Annotated in this window: 27 protein-coding genes; 13 read left to right on the forward strand and 14 right to left on the reverse strand. The window is 47.1% G+C overall.

All coding sequences use genetic code 11. The features are described from left to right. Positions 1–34 precede the first annotated feature (34 nt). The 3 genes from VJ374_RS08575 to VJ374_RS08585 are packed head-to-tail and all read left to right on the forward strand — an operon-like array spanning position 35 to position 3,629. The gene (locus tag VJ374_RS08575; protein ID WP_214723299.1) at positions 35–451 is read left to right on the forward strand and encodes an NUDIX hydrolase; all 417 of its coding nucleotides are present in this window, start codon (positions 35–37) and stop codon (positions 449–451) included. A gap of 14 nt (positions 452–465) precedes the next feature. After that, positions 466–3,084 (forward strand): ABC transporter permease, encoded by a 2,619-nt coding sequence (locus tag VJ374_RS08580; protein ID WP_329468401.1) that lies wholly within the window; start codon positions 466–468, stop codon positions 3,082–3,084. Positions 3,085–3,101: 17 nt separating this feature from the next. Then, a complete protein-coding gene (locus tag VJ374_RS08585) occupies positions 3,102–3,629 on the forward strand; it encodes an HAD-IIIA family hydrolase (RefSeq protein WP_329468403.1) in 528 nt (175 codons plus the stop codon). A gap of 201 nt (positions 3,630–3,830) precedes the next feature. Here VJ374_RS08585 and VJ374_RS08590 read toward each other — a convergent pair whose 3' ends face one another. Then, positions 3,831–3,953 (reverse strand): hypothetical protein, encoded by a 123-nt coding sequence (locus VJ374_RS08590; RefSeq protein WP_285800976.1) that lies wholly within the window; start codon positions 3,951–3,953, stop codon positions 3,831–3,833. A 152-nt stretch (positions 3,954–4,105) separates the two neighbouring features. Between VJ374_RS08590 and VJ374_RS08595 the strand changes: the two genes are divergently transcribed. From VJ374_RS08595 to VJ374_RS08605, 3 genes are read left to right on the forward strand one after another with little or no spacing between them, the layout of a single operon-like run. After that, positions 4,106–4,807 carry a hypothetical protein gene (locus VJ374_RS08595; RefSeq protein ID WP_329468408.1) on the forward strand — a complete coding sequence of 234 codons (702 nt, stop codon included), beginning with the start codon at positions 4,106–4,108 and terminating at the stop codon, positions 4,805–4,807. Continuing rightward, positions 4,779–6,035 carry a hypothetical protein gene (locus VJ374_RS08600; protein WP_329468410.1) on the forward strand — a complete coding sequence of 419 codons (1,257 nt, stop codon included), beginning with the start codon at positions 4,779–4,781 and terminating at the stop codon, positions 6,033–6,035. Before VJ374_RS08595 ends, VJ374_RS08600 begins: the two co-directional genes overlap by 29 nt. 30 nt (positions 6,036–6,065) lie before the next feature. After that, on the forward strand, positions 6,066–7,319 hold the full coding sequence (locus tag VJ374_RS08605) for a hypothetical protein (RefSeq protein ID WP_329468412.1): 1,254 nt from the start codon (positions 6,066–6,068) through the stop codon (positions 7,317–7,319). A gap of 1 nt (position 7,320) precedes the next feature. On the opposite strand, the gene VJ374_RS08610 is transcribed toward VJ374_RS08605, so the two are convergent. Both VJ374_RS08610 and VJ374_RS08615 read right to left on the reverse strand, forming a co-directional pair. Beyond that, positions 7,321–7,851, reverse strand: coding sequence for a nucleotidyltransferase family protein (locus tag VJ374_RS08610; RefSeq protein WP_149427424.1), 531 nt, complete (start codon positions 7,849–7,851; stop codon positions 7,321–7,323). Beyond that, positions 7,848–8,435, reverse strand: coding sequence for a TetR/AcrR family transcriptional regulator (locus VJ374_RS08615; protein ID WP_149427425.1), 588 nt, complete (start codon positions 8,433–8,435; stop codon positions 7,848–7,850). The genes VJ374_RS08610 and VJ374_RS08615 overlap by 4 nt, the downstream gene beginning before the upstream one ends. Positions 8,436–8,589: 154 nt before the next feature. Between VJ374_RS08615 and VJ374_RS08620 the strand changes: the two genes are divergently transcribed. Both VJ374_RS08620 and VJ374_RS08625 read left to right on the forward strand, forming a co-directional pair. Further along, complete coding sequence (locus tag VJ374_RS08620; RefSeq protein ID WP_149427426.1) at positions 8,590–9,306, forward strand: ABC transporter ATP-binding protein; 717 nt, start codon at positions 8,590–8,592, stop codon at positions 9,304–9,306. Continuing rightward, positions 9,306–10,334, forward strand: a complete 1,029-nt coding sequence (locus tag VJ374_RS08625; RefSeq protein ID WP_329468418.1) for an ABC transporter permease — start codon at positions 9,306–9,308, stop codon at positions 10,332–10,334. The genes VJ374_RS08620 and VJ374_RS08625 overlap by 1 nt, the downstream gene beginning before the upstream one ends. On the opposite strand, the gene VJ374_RS08630 is transcribed toward VJ374_RS08625, so the two are convergent. Beyond that, positions 10,335–10,976 (reverse strand): hypothetical protein, encoded by a 642-nt coding sequence (locus VJ374_RS08630; protein WP_329468420.1) that lies wholly within the window; start codon positions 10,974–10,976, stop codon positions 10,335–10,337. Between the two features lie 142 nt (positions 10,977–11,118). Here VJ374_RS08630 and VJ374_RS08635 point away from each other — a divergent pair, with 142 nt between their 5' ends. The 3 genes from VJ374_RS08635 to VJ374_RS08645 all read left to right on the forward strand — a co-directional run bounded on the left by VJ374_RS08635 (position 11,119) and on the right by VJ374_RS08645 (position 11,931). Next, the gene (locus tag VJ374_RS08635; protein ID WP_329468422.1) at positions 11,119–11,463 is read left to right on the forward strand and encodes a DUF2200 domain-containing protein; all 345 of its coding nucleotides are present in this window, start codon (positions 11,119–11,121) and stop codon (positions 11,461–11,463) included. Between the two features lie 12 nt (positions 11,464–11,475). Further along, the gene (locus VJ374_RS08640; protein ID WP_023468416.1) at positions 11,476–11,646 is read left to right on the forward strand and encodes a hypothetical protein; all 171 of its coding nucleotides are present in this window, start codon (positions 11,476–11,478) and stop codon (positions 11,644–11,646) included. Between the two features lie 75 nt (positions 11,647–11,721). After that, entirely contained in the window at positions 11,722–11,931 is a 210-nt protein-coding gene (locus VJ374_RS08645; RefSeq protein WP_029341800.1) for a hypothetical protein, read from the forward strand. A gap of 58 nt (positions 11,932–11,989) precedes the next feature. On the opposite strand, the gene VJ374_RS08650 is transcribed toward VJ374_RS08645, so the two are convergent. The 6 genes from VJ374_RS08650 to VJ374_RS08675 all read right to left on the reverse strand — a co-directional run bounded on the left by VJ374_RS08650 (position 11,990) and on the right by VJ374_RS08675 (position 16,029). Continuing rightward, the gene (locus tag VJ374_RS08650) at positions 11,990–12,532 is read right to left on the reverse strand and encodes an NADPH-dependent FMN reductase (protein WP_329468432.1); all 543 of its coding nucleotides are present in this window, start codon (positions 12,530–12,532) and stop codon (positions 11,990–11,992) included. A gap of 54 nt (positions 12,533–12,586) precedes the next feature. After that, positions 12,587–13,570: a ring-cleaving dioxygenase gene (locus tag VJ374_RS08655; protein WP_035397186.1), complete on the reverse strand. Its 984-nt coding sequence runs from the start codon at positions 13,568–13,570 to the stop codon at positions 12,587–12,589. Between the two features lie 58 nt (positions 13,571–13,628). Then, entirely contained in the window at positions 13,629–14,063 is a 435-nt protein-coding gene (locus tag VJ374_RS08660) for a MarR family winged helix-turn-helix transcriptional regulator (RefSeq protein ID WP_329468436.1), read from the reverse strand. A 136-nt stretch (positions 14,064–14,199) separates the two neighbouring features. Then, complete coding sequence (locus tag VJ374_RS08665) at positions 14,200–14,823, reverse strand: Type 1 glutamine amidotransferase-like domain-containing protein (RefSeq protein WP_329468437.1); 624 nt, start codon at positions 14,821–14,823, stop codon at positions 14,200–14,202. A 25-nt stretch (positions 14,824–14,848) separates the two neighbouring features. Then, the gene (locus tag VJ374_RS08670) at positions 14,849–15,607 is read right to left on the reverse strand and encodes an aminoglycoside phosphotransferase family protein (RefSeq protein ID WP_329468439.1); all 759 of its coding nucleotides are present in this window, start codon (positions 15,605–15,607) and stop codon (positions 14,849–14,851) included. Then, positions 15,604–16,029: an Lrp/AsnC family transcriptional regulator gene (locus VJ374_RS08675; RefSeq protein ID WP_064299803.1), complete on the reverse strand. Its 426-nt coding sequence runs from the start codon at positions 16,027–16,029 to the stop codon at positions 15,604–15,606. Before VJ374_RS08675 ends, VJ374_RS08670 begins: the two co-directional genes overlap by 4 nt. Before the next feature lie 136 nt (positions 16,030–16,165). Here VJ374_RS08675 and VJ374_RS08680 point away from each other — a divergent pair, with 136 nt between their 5' ends. After that, a complete protein-coding gene (locus tag VJ374_RS08680) occupies positions 16,166–16,324 on the forward strand; it encodes a DUF1272 domain-containing protein (protein ID WP_215147551.1) in 159 nt (52 codons plus the stop codon). A 35-nt stretch (positions 16,325–16,359) separates the two neighbouring features. Here the strand turns inward: VJ374_RS08680 and VJ374_RS08685 are convergent, their stop codons facing one another. Together VJ374_RS08685 and VJ374_RS08690 are read right to left on the reverse strand one after the other, a co-directional pair. After that, a complete protein-coding gene (locus VJ374_RS08685; protein ID WP_064299802.1) occupies positions 16,360–16,824 on the reverse strand; it encodes a DUF4188 domain-containing protein in 465 nt (154 codons plus the stop codon). Between the two features lies 1 nt (position 16,825). Then, a complete protein-coding gene (locus tag VJ374_RS08690) occupies positions 16,826–17,362 on the reverse strand; it encodes a PadR family transcriptional regulator (protein WP_029341807.1) in 537 nt (178 codons plus the stop codon). A 147-nt stretch (positions 17,363–17,509) separates the two neighbouring features. Here VJ374_RS08690 and VJ374_RS08695 point away from each other — a divergent pair, with 147 nt between their 5' ends. Continuing rightward, positions 17,510–17,782, forward strand: a complete 273-nt coding sequence (locus tag VJ374_RS08695) for a hypothetical protein (RefSeq protein ID WP_064299800.1) — start codon at positions 17,510–17,512, stop codon at positions 17,780–17,782. Positions 17,783–17,787: 5 nt separating this feature from the next. Here the strand turns inward: VJ374_RS08695 and VJ374_RS08700 are convergent, their stop codons facing one another. Both VJ374_RS08700 and VJ374_RS08705 read right to left on the reverse strand, forming a co-directional pair. After that, positions 17,788–18,345, reverse strand: a complete 558-nt coding sequence (locus VJ374_RS08700; RefSeq protein WP_329468450.1) for a histidine phosphatase family protein — start codon at positions 18,343–18,345, stop codon at positions 17,788–17,790. Further along, entirely contained in the window at positions 18,342–19,004 is a 663-nt protein-coding gene (locus VJ374_RS08705; protein ID WP_329468452.1) for a Type 1 glutamine amidotransferase-like domain-containing protein, read from the reverse strand. Before VJ374_RS08705 ends, VJ374_RS08700 begins: the two co-directional genes overlap by 4 nt. Positions 19,005–19,073 lie beyond the last annotated feature (69 nt).

Consider the following 19,073-nt stretch of genomic DNA (forward strand, 5'->3'; position numbering starts at 1 on the left):
CAGGCGTTGTCCCTCTCTTCACAGGAGGAAGTCTATGTTACCGACATCGATTTATTCGTTATCAGCTGGAGCGGTCGTCTTGAATGACCAAAACGAGATTCTTTTGATCCAAGGACCAGATCGCGGTTGGGAGTTTCCGGGTGGCATCGTCGAGCCTGGGGAAAGTGCAGCTGACGGTATCATTCGCGAAGTCAAAGAAGAGTCTGGAATTGAGATTGAAATCGTGAAATTTTGCGGCATCTATCAAAATCTCGAGGCGAATGTCTGTGCGACCTGTTGGCTTGCAAAAGCGATTGGTGGTCAACCGCAGACGAGCAGCGAAAGTTTAGCAGTCGGTTTTTTCCCGCTCGAAGAAGTGTTACGACGCGTAACGTGGTCGAACTTCAGCGAACGAATCATACATATCTTAGATGAACAGTCTCATCCGTTTTTCGTAGCTTTTACCCCATAAAAGGAGGAATGACGATGTTTCATTTTGTCTTAAACCAGTGGCGCCGGCAACGTGGAAAATTCATTTTGACGCTCGTCGGTGCGCTCATCATCAGCGCTGGACTCAGTCTGATGTTCAACTTGACCGATTCAAGTCAGGGTACGGTCGAGCAGACGTTACAAAAGAAATGGTCGTCCGCGTATGATATCGTCGTTCGACCGAAAGGCAGTCAGATGTCGACGGAGTCGAATGATTTGCTGGAGCCCAACTACTTAAACAGTATTACAGGTGGTATTTCTTTCGCACAGTATGAAAAAATCAAACAGATCGAGGATGTGGACATTGCCGCGCCAGTAGCGGTGATAGGATATGCCAATATCGGTCTAACCATCAAAGATCAGATGACAGCTCCGAAAGCCCCTGGGTTCTATCGCATTTCTCGCACGGAGTACAGTGATTCCGGATTGAAGAAGGAGAAGCTCTTCACGACCAACATCCATGCCATCAAGAGTGACGTCTCTTCTGAATTACGCATCCCAAACCTCGATAACTTCTTCGTCGAGGATATCAACCCTTCGAAGATGGCGATGATTGTCGCAATCGACCCGGAACAAGAAGCACGCCTCGTCGGTCTCGATAAAAGCGTCAAGAAAAGTCCCACATCCCGTTATTTCGAAGAGACGGACCAAGCAAATCCGACATCTAATGTCGTTAACGGTTTTACGTTACCGATCCTCATCAATCCGAATACTTCAGATGCGGGATATACCGACTTTAAAATCGAACGGCTTGATTTACCATTTAAAACGGAACAACAACAGACGGAGACAATCGACCGCCTCCAACAGCAATCAGAACTACAGGATTATTTAGGAACGATTAAAAGTAAAACACTCGAAACGAAACGTATTTCCGCAAAACGTCTAGATTCACTGTTGTTCAATGCTTTAGCAAAACCAGATTCCGTGAAACGAAAAGAACTTGAAGTCACCTCATCTGGACAGCTACTCTACCGGACGGGAGCTTTAAACTATACTGCAACCGATAGCCCGTTTCCGAAGCGATGGAGTCAAGCCTACTCGTTGAACAGCGAGACGCTTCAAACTGATCAATCGCTTTTTGATATTCCCATCCTCCCCTCAAAAGGATACCGTCCCGTCCAGTTCAGCAAGATGAAAGTCAAAGATACAGACACGAAAGAAGTATCTGAACTTACTCCAACCGTCGACTTTGATGTCATCGGATTGTTTGACCCGAAAAAAATCACAGTATCCAAAGATCCGTTGAATGAACTACCGTTAGAAACGTATCGCCCGGCGACCGCTAATCTGGTCCTTGATGCAACAGGAAAGCCGATCAATCCGTCACCTACCATCAATTCATCGAATAACCCGGTTGACCTATTGACGGGTTCACCGAATATTTTAACGACCTTAAACGCCGCTCAACTGATCAACGGAAAACAATCCATTTCGTCCATCCGTTTAAAAATCAGTGGTGCCAAACAGATGGGTGAGAAGTCCGAACAATTACTCCAAGACGTGAAGCAACAAATCGAGCGAGAAACCGGTCTCATCGCTACGATCACCAAAGGTTCCTCTCCTCAACCGGTCGTCACGAAGGTGATCGATGACGGGAAGACGCTCGGTTGGATTGAACAACCTTGGATCCACATCGGTGCTGCGATGACAATCTTCCGCGAGACGAGCGTCGGGTTCTCCGGTGTCATCTTCGCGATGCTTGCCGTCGCCATCGTCTATGTCCTCGCGACGAGCTACGTCTCAATGCTCGCCCGCCGGAAAGAATTCGCTGTTTTACTCGCACTCGGCTGGCGGACGAAGGATCTCTACAAAATCGTTTTGATCGAGGCGGCGATCCTCGCTGGATTCGTCTCGACGATCGCCTTGATTGTCGAAGGCATCTTCTCGTATGTCCGTAATGAAGCGATGAACGGCTGGAGCTTCCTCTGGATCGCACTGTTTAGTCTCGTTATCTACCTCGCCGGCGCCACTTGGTCGGCGTGGACGATTCGCCGGATCTCGCCGTACGAAGCGATCAAAACAGGCGAGTATGCAAAGGCGGCTCGTGTCGGACTAAAGCTTCGTTCGACCGTGACATTGGCGCTAAAAGAACTGATCGGGAAATGGAAGCGTAATAGCCTGTCCGTTCTCTCAATCGCTCTTCCAACGGCTCTGCTGACGTTCTTCTTATTCGTAACGTTCCATTTACAAGGAGTGCTTTATACATCATGGCTCGGACAATTCGTTGCCTTGCAAGTCGGTCCGATGCATTACGTGACGATGGGCGTTGCAATCACAATCGCTATTTTGACGACGGGTGAAATTATGTGGCAAAACGTCACCGATCGCCGCGCCTCACTCGCCGTCTTAAAAGCGCTCGGCTGGACGAACAGAGCGATCCGTCAGTTGATCGTCCTTGAAGGCTTCCTCGTCGGTTTAATTTCCGGCATCATTGGACTGATCGTTGCCTATTCGACGATTTATGTCTTGTATGACCTCGTACCGTGGAATGAACCGTTGTTGATTGGCGTATCGCTTGCCTTACCGATTTTATTCGGTGTCATCGCCGCCTTCATCCCAGCTCAACTGGCAGCACGTGTCCAACCGTATCAAGAACTAAAAGATGCTTCGTAAACTAAGGAGTTGTACACATGAATTCTATTCAGGCAATATTTCTTGACCGAGACGGAACGATTGGTGGAGATGCTACCGTCCACTACCCTGGAACGTTTGCGTTATTTCCATACGTTTCTTCGTTAATCGAACGCTTACGTAATCAAGGGATTTTACTGATTGCGTTCACGAATCAACCTGGTATCTCAAAAGGATTTGCCCGTGAAGAGGATTTTCGGACAGAATTACTGAGCTTCGGCTTTGATGATATGCTGATTTGTCCGCATGCAGCGGAAGATTGCTGCACTTGTCGCAAACCATCACCTGAATTATTAAGGCAAGCACAAGCAAAACACGATCTCCGACTCGATCAATGTGTCGTCATCGGGGACCGGTGGAGTGATATGGTGGCAGCTGCGCACGCCGGGTGTATCAAAATCTTAGTCCGAACCGGTGCCGGAGAGAGCTCCATTCGTGATTACGCTGACCGGGTGGAACAAGCAAACGTCGACTATATTGCCGACGACTTAACGGACGCGATCGCTTGGCTCGATACGCAAAACTGAACAAACAAAAAGGCGCGCTTCCACAATGGAAGTCACGCCTTTGTTATTTCTTCGAACGTTTTGGTTGAGAAGATGCGTAGACACTAACCGCTATCACAAATAAGATTGCAAACCATGTCCAAAATGACATGTCATCGCCTCCTTTAAATAATGCATAGGTACTTTAACTACCTTCTTTTTATTACCAATAAATCCCTGCAATCATTTATTAGCAATTTTTCGTAATAGATAAAGCGCGTAGATGATCGATGGAACAGCCATCGCCATGAGGATGAGATGGACACTTCCGAATAACACGTTCATAGCTAGATTAAATTCTGACACTTTTGTTTCCTCCTATATTTCGATGGTTCTTTTATATTTATTCTACTATAATAATGCATTTACTATTTTTTGAACCCTTACAATTATGTAATAATTTTCAATTCCCCTTCATTATGAAGGGATTCACGTTACACTGAACGTACGAAACAGAGGTGAATATGTTGCAATTAACATTTGAGTACATGCCTTATTATTACGATGATGATCTTCAATTGATTCCAAATGATTTTTCAGACCCTGATAATTTGCGCTTCGTCATCGAACAAGACTACACGTCAGCTTTTAGCATCTTTACGAATCCAGACGATGAATCCTCCTCGTTTGAAAGTTCATTTCTTGAGCAGTGGTTTCATCGATTACAAGCTTTCCCACTATTCGTCTGTGTAGAGGTGAATCGTTATGACGAAGAAGAGTTTGAAGCGTTATGTCGCTTTTGTTCAATTACATATAATGATTTAACACCACTTGCGGACAAACGTTTCATCGTCGCTGAACTGAAGCATGTTACCGATTTTCAACACCTGTATTCTTACTTACATTCCCACGCGAGTTGGAATGATCTTGTCATCTGGTCGACCAAACCAAATGTCTTCCGGATTGAATACCGAACGCACTACTACTCCGAAAGACCAGAAAAAACGGTCATCGTCTCCATGCAGGAAAACATGTCTATCTTTGCGTTCAGCTACGATGCAGATGTCGTGAATGTTGTCTCGAATCAACCGTTTTTTGAGACGGCCGATCGCCTGTTTAATACCTTACCCGACTTCGTTATTCCAACCTTGATTGACGACACGGAGGACATACAAAAAAGGAGTGAACAGCTTGCATGCCCTAACAAAACAACTAACTGAATACATGCTCGAGAAATATCAGTTAACCGATTATGTACTCTATGAATCGTCCTACGCTCGACACAAACTGAACTACCAAACCGTTTACTCTTTTGAAACGTTTTGGATTCCGCGAGGTGCATCGGTTATCGAGGAAGAGGATGGCACGATGCTTCCTGAAGGAACCGTGCAGATTACAATTGACCCTGTTACGAAACGAACGACGACGTTATCCTTACACGGTCTGAACTCGATTCATTCCGTGCCTGACGATTTACGTGATCCAACCACTCGGATCGTTTGGATCGAATCAGAGACCGATATGATCCATGGTACGCATTTCATGCTCGAAGAAGAAAACGACACTTTTTTCAGTTATATGAGTTGTCACGAAGGGATTCGGCTGTCTCCCGGTTGTTTCATTCACTTAACGTTAACGGAAAATGGTCAACTCGATGAGTTGTTCCTATACGGTCCTCATCCGAGTGATCATCATGTGAAACAGGAACCTTTCGCTTTAACGCTCGAGGACATCGACTCGCTAGCTAAACAACAAATAAAGTGGTTCTCCTATACAAAACCAGGACATCAATACGCGCATACTGTCGTCGAGACGATCGTGACGCAAGAAGGATCTATCCTTGTTCCTAGTAAACTGGATTTCACGTCATCATTTGATCGAAATGACATCTTAACGTGGGCAAATCCGTCAACTTCAATTCTCAAACGCCATCCTTTCCAATCAGCAGCAAGCGTGACAGCAGAGGATGCGATCATGCAGACCGAACATCCTGATTTTCGTCCGATCCAGCAAGAGACGGTGAACGCCTGTCGAAACGCGATTCAAGAAATCGTCCAAAACGTCTACCCCAGTGAATCCGGACAATGGATGATTCGTCATATCTACCGGCAACACCCCAACCTTGCTGTCAAATTATCTCGCGCGAATCCGACGTCCTATGTTGATCAGCAAAGACGCATCACGATTCTCCTTGATGAAAAGACGCTTGACTGGATTAGCTTGACCGACGATCAGGAACTCCATACCGCGCTCGCATCCGTTACTCCACCGAAGCTCGAAGATGATCAGCAAGATATCATTTTCCATGCATTACGTCCGTACCTTTTGCTCACGCCGCGTTATGTGTTCGATGTCTCAAAAGGTCACTACGTTCTTTGTGGTTTGCTTGACTCGAACCATGCCTACTTACCAGCAACAAATGAGATCGTTTTATTACGTGATCTATAAAGTGAAGTTAGATACGAAGGAGTGAACGAGTTGCATCCATTAACGAAAGATTTAATCTCCCATATCCAAGACAAATATCAACTGAACGATTATGTCTTACATGAGACCTTCTATCGCCGTGAAAAAATTCATGGTGAAACGCAATATTCGCTTGAGACGTGTTGGTTCCCCATCAATCACGGTCCTTGGTCTGAAGATGAGAATTATCCAGACGGTACGATAGAGATCCAAGTCGATACGGCTACAAAACGAACGACTTCGATCCACAAAAATGGCACTGTCACGATTCATTCTCTTCCAGAGGATTTACGTGATTTAGACATTCGGATTGCATGGCTTGAGCAAGAATTAGGAATGACGTTCGAGAAGCAGTTCATGTTCCTTACGCATCAAGATTCCCTGTATCAGTATGTCAACTGTCATCACGGGATTCGCCTCTTCCCCGGTCTGTTCATATCGCTTGAGCTAACGAATGAAGGAGCGCTCGATTCTTTCAGTGTCTATGGAACCCCCGCGCTGAGTAACAAGTATCTGACTGAACTGTTCACATTATCCCTTGAACAAACGGCTCCCATCATCTCGCAACAGTTCCGGAGTTTTTCAGTTCCTAACGAACACCAACACAAACTAGCATATGCAATTGAAGAAATCTTTGTTTCTCAAGACGGCTTGCGCACGTATCCTCTAAGTAATCCCGAAACTTCGTCCGTTGCCATGAACGAGATCGTAACATGGGAAAAACCGTCCACGTTCTCCTATACGCGCAAATTGATTAAGCGGCGAGACACCGTCACGGCACGCGATGCCGAAGCTCAAACGCCACATCCGGATTACCGACCGTTGACTGACGAGATGCTGGAAACCTGTCAGTCGATTGCTGTAGACCTCATCGCTGCCGAGTATCCGGAGGAGTCCGGAGCGTGGACGATTCAAGAAATCAATCGGGATTTCCCATTCATTAACGTAGTAGTACGCCGGACTCGTGACGATATAAATCTCGCTTACAAACGTCGTTTGACGATTCTCCTGATGGAAGATACTTACGAAGTCAGCCTAATCGTTGATAACGAAGCATTTATTGATCTCTATCATGACTCGACACAAGGATTGCCTGATAGCGTTCCGGAAGAAGTCATACGTCACGCACTCATGCCTTACCTGACATTGAAACCGTATTATGTCTTCGACCGGGCACTTGACCACTATGTTCTCTGTGGTTTGCTTGACTCGAACCACGCTTACTTATCAGCAACGAACGAAGTCGTCTTATTACGCGACTTATAGGTCAATTCAGCCATTGATCTATCCGATTTCTTACGACTTGCGGAAGAACGAGGCTTCTCAGTTGTTCGAGACGCTTACGGTCGACTTCCTGTTTCATAAATACGTCTTCAATCATCGCGACCTTTTGTTCTCGTCCTGGAATCAGTTGATAAATGACATACCAATCAACGAGTGACATGAACGGACGTCCAGCTGAATCGATTGATTGTTCATCAAACGGATAGATGAACACGCCCTCGCCATGACGAATCTGCAGTCCGCTCATCAAATCGATATCGATTCCTTCAATGATAAATTCTTGGAACACTTCCGTCGCGTAAAGTGACGTCTTGTCTTGTTCGACGACAGTCCCCATGTCCGCCAACAGTTGGACTGCTCGTTCGGCGTCCGCTAACGCGACGACGAGATCGATGTCGCGCGGTACAACTGGTAGTCCATGCTGCGCCAACAATAATGAACCACCGATACCAAAATGAATCCGTTCTTGCTGCAAACAAACGACGACTTTTTCTAAGACTTGCTCAAGACTCATCGCCGGAACCCCGCTGCTCGAAACGGTCCTTCCATCGAAATCGTAAAGACAATTCGAGCAATTTCATCCGGTGATGTCTCGTTTGGGTGGCTCAACCAGGATTCGATGACACCGAGATGGGCGGCTGAGAGATAGGCAATGAGATAATTTTCTGGAACGAGCCGTTCTCCTTGTTCCGGTAGTCCCGAGAACAGAATCTGTTGCATGTAATCACGGACCCGCTTCCGAAACATCCCGTCACTCGTCGGACTGAGTAAGATCCGCATCAGCGTCCGGTGTTCATAAAGAAACGTTAGAAACGGGATGATTCGTCGGTATGGTGAGTCCTCCGTTTTGTTGATCAGGACGAATGGAATCTCGCGTTCGAACGTCGCTTCGATCTTTTCAAAAACCTCATTCGTCATCCGCTCGAGCAGTTCGTATTTATCCGCGTAATGATGGTAGAACGTCCCGCGATTGACTTCCGCCCGTTCCGTCAACAACTTAATCGTCACGGCGTCAAAACCGACTTCGTCGATCAGCTGAAGGAACGTCTCGCGTATCCTCCGGTCGGTCCGGATAACGCGTAAATCCTGTTTTTTCATCGAAATCGCCTCTTTCTTCAACAGTTTTTCAGGAAGTGTCGCTTAAGCGACAGATGAACGTTAACTGGTCATTGCTCCCAGTTTCTCTCCCTTTTATAATGAAATTAATCAACACGTTGTTCAATAATTATTTCATAAAAGGAGGGAGAATACGATGGATTTACAATTGCACGGTGTATCAAAATCGTTTCATCAACAGAACGTCCTCCAACAGATTGATCTTTTGATTCCGTCCGGTGAAATTTGTGGTTTGCTCGGTCCGTCAGGTTCTGGTAAGACGACACTGATTCGTTTGATGATTGGTGCGATCCAGGCAGACGCAGGTTCGATTCAGATTGGTGACACTTCGATGCCAAGCTTCAAGATGTTATCGCAGATTGGTTTCATGCCACAAAACGATGCTTTGTATGAGGATTTATCGGGGCTTGCGAACCTGCAATTTTTCGGTTCCTTATACAACATGTCCCGTCAGGATTTAGCAAAACGCATCGAGGAGGTCTTGACACTCGTCGATTTAACGAATGATCAAAAAAAGCTCGTTCGTCATTATTCCGGTGGGATGAAGAAACGATTGTCCCTCGCCATCTCAATCCTGCATCGTCCGAGCGTCTTATTCCTGGATGAGCCGACCGTCGGGATTGATCCCGTGTTACGCCGCCAGATTTGGAATCAATTCCAAGCGATTCGTGCGCAAGGCACGACGATCGTCGTCTCGACCCACGTCATGGATGAAATCAATGAATGTGACCGGGCAGCATTGATCTATAACGGTCGGATTATCGCTTACGATCCGCTCGCTCGTTTGCTCGCACAGACTGAAAACGGTCAGGTCGAGGAACTGTTCCTGCTCGCTGGAAAGGACGTGACATGATGTGGCAACTCGCACGACGGGTCATCCGTCAAACGTTGAACGATAAACGAAGCGTCGGACTCATTTTGCTTGCTCCATTATTAATCTTCACCTTGATCTATTTCCTACTTGGAAACGATGATTACACGCCTGTCGTCGCCATCAGTCAAGATGTACCGGCTCCGGTCTCACAAGCAATCGAAAAACAGGATCTGTCGATTAAAACGTATAACGGCAGCGATGCTGACGCCTATCTCAAGAATCATGAAACGGTCGACGTCGTCTTAGACATGAAAGACAATCAGCTAGCGTTGAACCTCCGTGAACCTTCGACGAAAAGTTCGAAAGCACTACGCGAAATTCAAGCTGGACTGTCATCCCTGCAACCGACGATGCAACTCGAGACGAACTATCTGTACGGAGATGTCGATCAATCAACGTTTGATGCGCTTGGCTTCGTCTTTCTATCGCTGTTCTCATTCTTCTTCGTCTTCATCTTGTCAGCAATGGCTCTCGTCAAGGAACGCAGTGGCGGCACGCTCGAGCGGTTAATGATGACACCGATTCGCCAAACCGACGTCATCTTCGGCTATACGCTCGGTTATAGTGTCTTCGCCTCGATTCAGGCGATTCTTGTCGTCCTGTACGCGACGACCGTTCTTGACTTACCGTCTGAAGGTTCGATCATCTGGGTCTTCCTGACGATGCTTGGACTTGCCGTCGTCGCGGTCTTGTTCGGGGCAACGATTTCGATTTTTGCCCAGTCTGAGCTGCAGGTCGTCCAGTTGATTCCCTTTACGATCATTCCACAAATCTTCTTCTCGGGTTTGATTCCGCTCGATCTAATCCCGTACGGACTCGGTAACATCGGATATATCACCCCAATTTTCTACGGAGCGAGTGCGATCAAAGAGGTGCTCGTCTACGGCAATGGGTGGTCCAGTATCTGGCCGTACTGGCTCGGACTATTCCTTTATGGAGCAGCCTTGTTCCTGTTGAACATGCTTGCTCTTAATAAGTATCGCGGACACCAAAAAAGACACGGCTGATTACACAAGCCGTGTCTGATTTTGCTTAAGCTGTTCAAGAAAAACAGTCCTTCGAGAGGGATCGAGTGTCTGCTCTGCCACGTCGGCATATCGAACGAGTTGATAGATCTCATGCGGGACCGTGACCTCTAAGCGTGTAAACCACTCCGTCAGCGTCTCATATGTCCGCCGTTGTTGCACTGGAGCAAGTGATCGATTGAACGCGCGCACCGCTTCACGAATTTTTGAATCAAGAATACTGTCTTTAGATGAGGACTGGACTTCAGGCGTTAGCGGAAGCGATAGAGCGTTTCGTTTCGGTTGATGACTTGATGGGAATGACCACTGCATACGGTTGAATCGTTGTCGACGATACAGGTAGATGATGACTAGAGCGACCATCCAAGGAGTCATACGTGCGATTTGATTGATCGCATCTGTCAAGAAACCTTTCCCAAGCTCAATCGGTTTTTTCTTTTTAGGTTCCTTCCGATATCTTTCGTGCCCAATTTTTGAAGAATCCGGTTGTTTGATGATGTGCTCTTCTTTCACATAGATGACTTTTTTAGTCGGTAAGATCTTGCCCGGAATATATACCCAGTTTCCTGTCGATTGATCAATCGGTGGATCGATCAATGCTTGATACGATAGTTTTACACCCATGACGCCTAAAAATAGGACTAGGCACGTCAAAAAAGTCATCCTAATGATTCGATATCTCATTTCATCCTGCACCTCCAAACCGAATTGAAATCCGTGACACAAGAGCTTTTCCCATATGTTACCATGAAAGGTGGCAATTCAGATGAGTTACGAAAAAGTATTTCAAATGCCGATGCAGAAGCTGTATCAGCTATACCGTCAAAAAGTCGAGCGTAAGCAACGGACACAAGAGGAACTCGATGACGTGCTGTTCTGGTTGACCGGACACACGAAACCAACTCTTGAACAAGCCATACAAACCCAAAACGTCGCAGCTTTTTTCGAGCACGCACCCGCCCTGAACGAACGCCGCTTTTTAGTCACTGGCGTCATCTGCGGGATTCGTGTGGAAAATCTAACGGATCCGCACATTCGTAACATCCGGATTCTCGACAAACTCGTCGATGAGTTGGCGAAAGGAAAAGCGTTAGCTAAAATCTTACGATAAGGAGGAATGCTGATGTCTACTTTACTCAGTACACTGGCGATCCTCGTCATGGTGACCAGTGTGACCTATTTCATCGTCTATCAAGTCAAACGAAATAAAGGAACCCATCGTTCACCCGTCTATCGACTTGCTTTTAGTGGTCTGTTGGTCGGCTTGATGGTCAGTTATTTTTTGTTGACGTGAGTCGTGATTTTTAGTTTTTGATTTAAACAATAAAATCATTAATACAGTATTTGAAATAATGAAGGAGGTATACGATTGAAGATTCGAAAATGGATCCTTCCGCTTTTGCTACTCATCTGTCTTGCTTCACCGAATGCCGCAACAACATATGTGAAATGGACGGTCGCTCCGACGGGTCACTATCTCGAACGTCTTCAAGCGGCTGACATTCCTTATAAAGTCCGCCAACACACGCTTTACATTCAAGAAAAGGATCTGCGCCGCGTCACGTCGTGTTGTACATGACAACGATAGAAAACCCCCTCATTTCAGCGAAATGAGGGGGTTTCTGATCAATCACGAATTAGCGAATCGTTTTTAATGCCGTTGCCCACGGAATGACTTGATCGAGCATCTGGTTGACCGATGTTTCTTGAACGGCTGCCGCTTTTAAGACCGATCCATTCTCGAAATCAGTGAACAAGGATAACGCTGGATGCACCCGGACGTCGGCGATCAATAACTCACCTAAGATGCCGCGCAAATGTTCGGCTGCCCGTGCCCCACCGACAGAACCATAAGAGACGATCCCTGCCGCTTTGTTGTTCCATTCGACACGTAGATAATCGAGCGCGTTCTTGAGTGACGCTGCAATCGAATGGTTGTATTCCTGGACGATGAAGACGAAGCCGTCTTGTGCTGCGACATCCTTCGACCAAGCAGCAGCACCCGACGCATCCCCATCCTTTTCACCAAGGAGCGGTAATTTGTAGTCGGCGATATCAAGAATCGTATAGTTCGCATCATCCCGTTGATCAGCCAGTTGTTTGACCCATTTTCCGACTTGTGGGCTGAGACGTCCTTCACGTGTGGATCCTAAGACGATACCAATGTTTAATTTCTCCATTTTCATTACCTCCTCTTGTTTAGATGCGGTTAGTTACATTATCGTAATGTTCTCTTAAAGGTATTCTTTTTCGATCTTGCGCGTACTCCGGACCGTATCGATCGGACGGACCATTTGTTCAATCTGTGCCCGTTGTGGCTCGAGGAATGGTGGTAATGATAATTTCTCCCCGACCGTTTCGTATGGCTCATCACCCATGAAACCAGGACCATCCGTTGCCCATTCGAACAAGACACCGCGCGCGACACGGGCATAGAGGGACTCGAAGAAGAAGCGATCGACGTAACCGGACGTGTTGAAGCGCAGCTGTTGCATCCGCTCGATCCATTCCTGTAAGGCAGCCGTATCTTCAACGCGGAAAGCGACGTGGTGCACCGTTCCGAATCCTTGACGTCCGCTTGGTAGAACGACGTTGTGCTCAACGATGACTTGTGCGCCGTTTCCTCCTTCGCCCATCTCGAACAAGTGCAGGGAACCAGCTTGATCGACTTCGCGCATCAACATCGCTTGTTCGAGTACCGCTTTTAAATTGTCGAATTCCGCGATCCGGATGTGAATTGGACCGAGTCCCGTGATCGCGAACTCGAGGGGTACCGGACCATTTTGCCACGGTGTGCCGGAAGCGACACCTTGATTATGCTCGTCAGAAATCAACATATATTGTTGCTCATCGAAATCGACGAACGAGAGCGTCTGCTTGCCGAATTGTTCTTTGATACCACGGTGCTTGACGTCATATTTGTCAAAGCGTTTGATCCAGTATTCGAGTGCCGCATCCGTTGGGACACGGAACGCTGTCTTGAAGATTTCATTCGTTCCGTGTGATCCCTTTTGGATACCAGGGAAATCAAAGAATGTCATATCCGTGCCGGCAGATCCTTTATCATCGGCGAAGAATAAGTGATACGTCTGGATGTCATCCTGATTGACGGTCTTCTTGACCAATCGCATCCCTAGGACGTTCGTAAAGAAGTCATAGTTTTTTTCGGCACTGCTCGTAATCGCCGTCACGTGGTGGATTCCTTTTAGTTCATTCATGAAAAATCGCTCCTTTAATGGTTATTATCTCGAATTCGAGATATCAGTCTAAAAAATTTTATTGTTTTTTTGCTTGATAGCCGATCGTTTTGGCTGTCTCGATGAATGCTTCGAGGTCTGACGGGGCTATTCCTTGAAATACTTGATTAATCGCTTGCTCGTGCTTTGGAAAAATAGCTTCCATCAGTTGGTGTCCTTCAGAGGTCAGTTCCGCAAATGTCACACGCCGATCCTCTGGACATGCTTTTCGGACAACGTAATTTTTCTTTTCGAGCTTATCGATGACATAGGTGATGCTACTGCTCGTGATCAAGACTTTTTTCCCAATCAATTGAATCGGTTGCCTGCCCCTGTGAAACAGCAACTCAAGAACCGAAAAATCCGTTGGGTTCAACCCCCATTGCGCAACATCCTTCTTGATGACTTCATGTAACGCATCGACTGCGCGCACCATGACCGTCAATGCTTTCATGTTCGGATTCGGTCGTGTCATTTCGTTCACCTCTTTTGTATCTTCAATTCATATATCTTTAATTCGAGATAAATATACCATCCCGATTTTTGTTCGTCAACTGTTTTGAATCACTTTAAATGATGATAAACACTTTAGATGTTCGAAGCGTTTATCATCATTTAAAACAAAGCACGTGCCCTTCTCCTAATCGATAGTGATCTGTCCCAGAAAGAATATACGCCGTGTCATCAGGTAATCCGATGGCATGATCCATTTGAGGCAGGTGTTCCTGAAAACGGGTTGCCCGTTTTTCCTGGTTCAAGTGTGGACAGAGACAACCGCTCAGCCAGCCCTCTCCCGTATCCAGGCAATAGTCTGTTCCGTCCTCACTCGTACGGATCCCGTATTCCATCGCATAGATCGCTCCAGCACTGACACCGACGTACCATGTTCCACGCTTAACGGCTTGTTCAAGCAATAGATCCATGCCTTTTAGAGCAAGCGTCTGAACGAGTAACGGGTAATTGCCACCGCCGACATAAAGAATGTCGGCACGTTCTATTAATCGTCGTTGCGTCGCCATGGATAGTTCGTCGTCAAATAGCGTGACGACCGAGACGATCGCTCCAAGTGCTTCATATGTATCTCGAAATTGGTATTGGTATAACGATTCATCTCGACTTGCCGTCGGCAGGAAGACGATATGTGGCGCGTGTTTCGTCAGTTGAACGACATACCGATTGATGAATTGGTGAGACGGAGCAACCAGTTGACCGCCTCCGATTAGCATGAGGTTCATCTTTTTTCTCCTTTGCATCGGCTTTTTAGAAAAAGGAATACAGTCCGTGTTCGTAATAATCAAATTCTCGTGTAGTTAGTCGCTCAAATCGATAGCCTTCATAAAAGGCATCGAGGGCTCGCGGATCATTGATGATTGGACTGATGGCGAGAGCGATATCATACCGCCGATCGCCCGGTCTCATCGCTCCGACATCAATGAACGAGAGCTTTCCGTCCGTCGCAACCAACAGATTGTCTGTCGTACAGTCGCCATGAATCCAACTGGCAGTTATCGGCTCCGGACAGGAGGACTTTAGTTGTTTCAGTAAATCCATCGTGCCGGACGTCCAAGCAGATGCGACATAACGTTCCGCTGTCATAAGTCGTTCCGTTAACCACTCCTGTGACGTTCCCCCTGTCGTGCGTTGATGAAACTGGAAAAGATACGTTCCGAACGCTTGCCACAGCTGAATCCGTTGCTCGCTTGTCGCCTGTCTTAAGGCTGTCGTCAACGTCATCCCGTCTCGCCACTGCATCAAGAGATGGCTTTGCTGTTCCGTCTTAAAAAAACTAACGTACTCAGGTAGGAACCCTGGTTCTCGTTGCATCCATTCTTCTAAGACAATTGCTTCTTCTGCGAGCCATCCTTGGTATCTCGCTTCCGTAGCAGTCTTTAGTAAGTAACTCCCTTTCTTTGCTTCAATCCGGTACACAATCGAAGTTCCCCCTTGCTCAAAAAGCTTTTCGACGTGCCCGATATCCCCCGTCAGTTGTTCGATCCGTACACGGGTTGCTTCCGTCATACCGTATATCCCGTGAACGGCACTGGCGTCGACAGTCGAATCCAGGTCGACGGTTTGCCGTAGACCGATGCGTCATCAAGAAAACGTTCCAGCGTTGTAACGGACGCCGTTTGCAACTTGACCATGAAGTTATAGCTACCGGTCAGGCGATGACACTCGACGACTTCTGGATGTCCTTTACAAAATTCAATCAAGCCTGCGCAGCGTGTCTCTTCGAACATGACGACCGCGAGTAACCCTTGCGCGAGTGCTTCCGGATTTATGACAGCGCGGAATCCTTCGATGATTCCCGCGTCCTCCATTTTTCGGACCCGTTCGATGACGGCAGGTGCCGATAACCCGATCTGTCGTCCGAGTTCCGACCATGGAATCCGGGCATCATCTTGCAGAATCCGGACAATCTGTTGATCAATTTGATCCATTTTTCATCTCCCTTTCGAATTAAAACCACTTTCTTCAAATTAACATGGAATCAAAGGAAAATATAGCCTTTCCCTATGTTCTCCTACTGTGCTCATCAAAATGCTTTTCTTATACTAATTACAGGAGGTGATACATATGGAATCAACCTGTGTCCGGTGTCAAGAAACGATTGAAACGACGGTCTATCAGTGCTCGCACGCTTGTACGTTTTGCGAACCGTGTACGAAAGCGCTCGATCATATTTGCCAAAACTGCGGGGAGATGCTCGAACCCGTCACGCCAGTCGCGACATAAAAAGACGGATGCCTCGGCACCCGTCTTTTGTCTATTTAGATCGTCTCTTGTGATTGTCGCTCGGCTAAGCGCTCTTTTGCTTTTTCTTGATGCGGCTTAATCGCCGACTCCCCGAGTGCTTTCGCTAGACCTCGGGTTGGAAGATTGACATACATCGACTCATAATTGCTGACTTCGAACGTCTCATGGAAGATCCCGACCGCTTCTGATGTCCGTGCCTTCTGATTGAATCGTTTCCACGCCGTCAAATGACGGGAACCATGGGCATATGCCATCAATTCTTCCGTCGAACGCCAATACTGAATCAACGTCACGGAACGCCAACCGACAAGTGACTCATGCGAAATCAGACCGACATCGTTTTCATAACACTCTTGTAGCATCGGTCCCATCGCTTGGACCGTCGGTAACCACTGCCGGACAGAACGTAGGCGATTGATCCGTAAACCGATGATGAACACGACGACGTCTTTGTTCGGAGTCGCAATGATCCGTTTCATGTCAATTTCCTCCTTCAAGGGTCTCAAGGGAAGCGTCGCACCAGTCGAGTAACGCCCGTGTCTTCCGAATGCCATAATCAAGCGTCAATAACCAATAGACGGCATCATTCGAGTCAGGATAAGAACGAATCATCGCATCGATCGCTTGATACGTCTCAAGCCGTTCTTCGAGCAATCGCGCGTGCTCCTGAATTTTCTGCAAGGTGACCTCTTTTGAAGCATGTCGAGCGAAGTACAGCTTCAACAACAGGTCGTTCCGTTGCACGGGCAATTCGACGGACGGTTCAGCGACCCACCGCTCGAGCTCCGCATGCCCGTTTTTCGTCAGAGCGAATTGTTTCCGTTCCCCATCCGTGACCTCTTCAACGATCAATCCTTCCGCCTCTAACCGTTTCAGCGTCGGATAGACTTGTCCGAAGCTGATTTTCCAAAAGTGATTCAAGCTCGTATCGATCGTGTGTTTCATCTCATAACCAGACGTACATCCGCTTGCAAGAAGTCCGAGAATCGCATAACGGGTCATATTTTCTTTTGGCATCGGTCCCTCCTATATCTAAAAGATAGTATCTTTTAGATATAGTTCCCGTTCATTCAAATGCCAAACAGGAAATTTACTGGATGAAGCAGGAATTCTCATTTTAATTCCGAATTCTTGTTCACATACTTAATTAAAAGGAGTTCTCACATGACATACGCTAAAGCTTCTCTCTTCTTTAGTTTGCTCGGTCTGCTCATCGACTCTATGATTTTCCCGCCGTTCAACTGGTCGTTCGGACCAAACTCGATGCTTACGATACCGATCGGACTTGTCATTTATCTGTTTGGAATCGGACTCGGGATCGTCGCCATCAAACGACGCGAACCGGGAATCCTCAAATATGTCAGTCTCGCCTGTTCCGTTCCTCTTAGTGTGTTACTACTGCTATTTCTCGGTTTCATCTTCAGCGGGCAGATTTAATCATTTTACAAGAGTTGTTCATGAGACGTTTTCCCGCTTGCATCGAATGTCAGCTGATGGATCGCTGGACTCGCCATCGCGCTCAGCCACTCATTTGCCGGTCGTCCAGTGTAGTGTTCGAGCACTAACGCCAACACGAGACCATGCGTCGCGACGACCAATCGGTGGTGCGGGTGGATTTTACGTAGCTGATCGATGGCTACTAGAGCACGATTGCGTGCTATTTGATTCGACTCTCCACCTTTTTGCGCGTAATCATCATTTTGGAATGATCGCTTCAACAGTTCTTCTAGCCGTTTAGGTGATAAACGTTCGTCTGTTTCCTGAAAACACCGTTCTTGAAACGCTGCCTCGTAGATCGGCAAACCTCTTTGCTCAGCGAGTGGGCGAACGGAGTCCATCGCCCGTTGCATCGGACTCGAGTAGATGGCGTCAATCGGTATCGCTTTAAAGAACGCTACGAGTTCCTGCGCTTGTTCCTGACCTGCATCCGTTAATCCCCGCCCTCGATCACTGCCTTTTTTGATCGATTCGCAATGGCGAATGAAATAGAGCGTCCTCATCGCAACTGGACCCACTTTCCTTCAGAAATCACGTCTACGTTCGAACCGATAACACGGATCGCTGTCGCGTCGTCGATCGCGTACGCCGGATTCGTCAATGTCTCAGCCCAAGATTTGGCAGCTTGTAAGTGATTATCTGGTAATTGCGGATGATCGAGATGCGGGAAAATTGAAAAGTCAACGAGACCTAATGTTGCGTCCGATTGCTCCGGCGTCTTTTTCCATCCAACGAAATCTGTTCCGATTCGTGGCGTAAGGACCATGCTGCCGGCGCTCATCCCGACATAAACACCGGTTAGTTGCGGTAATAGTCGATCGAAGCCCGATTCGACGAACCAGTGATATAGAAAGAGTGGATCACCACCATTAACGAGAATGACATCCGCTTGTTCGACCGCTGGTTGCCAAATTGCTGGATCAATTACCGAGACCGCTGATAATTCCAACAGACCGACTGACTTCCATCCTAAATCGACCATCGGTGCCTCATCTTTTCCTTGAATGAAGTTTGTAGCAAGCTCCAATCCTTTGGATAACGCATATGAAGCTGTCGTGATCGCGATGGCATGGCATTCCTCAATCGGTTTTCTGAGCATCTCGCGTAACGCGTTGTGAATCGATGGATTTTGTATCCCACCAGACGTTAATAAATAGTCCATCATGATACCTCCTGTCCTTTGCTTCAGTTTACAATATTTGTTTCTTTCTGGTATCCTTACTTTTATTCC

The sequence above is a fragment of the Exiguobacterium sp. 9-2 genome, assembly GCF_036287235.1.
In the GTDB taxonomy this organism is placed as follows: Bacteria; Bacillota; Bacilli; order Exiguobacteriales; family Exiguobacteriaceae; genus Exiguobacterium_A.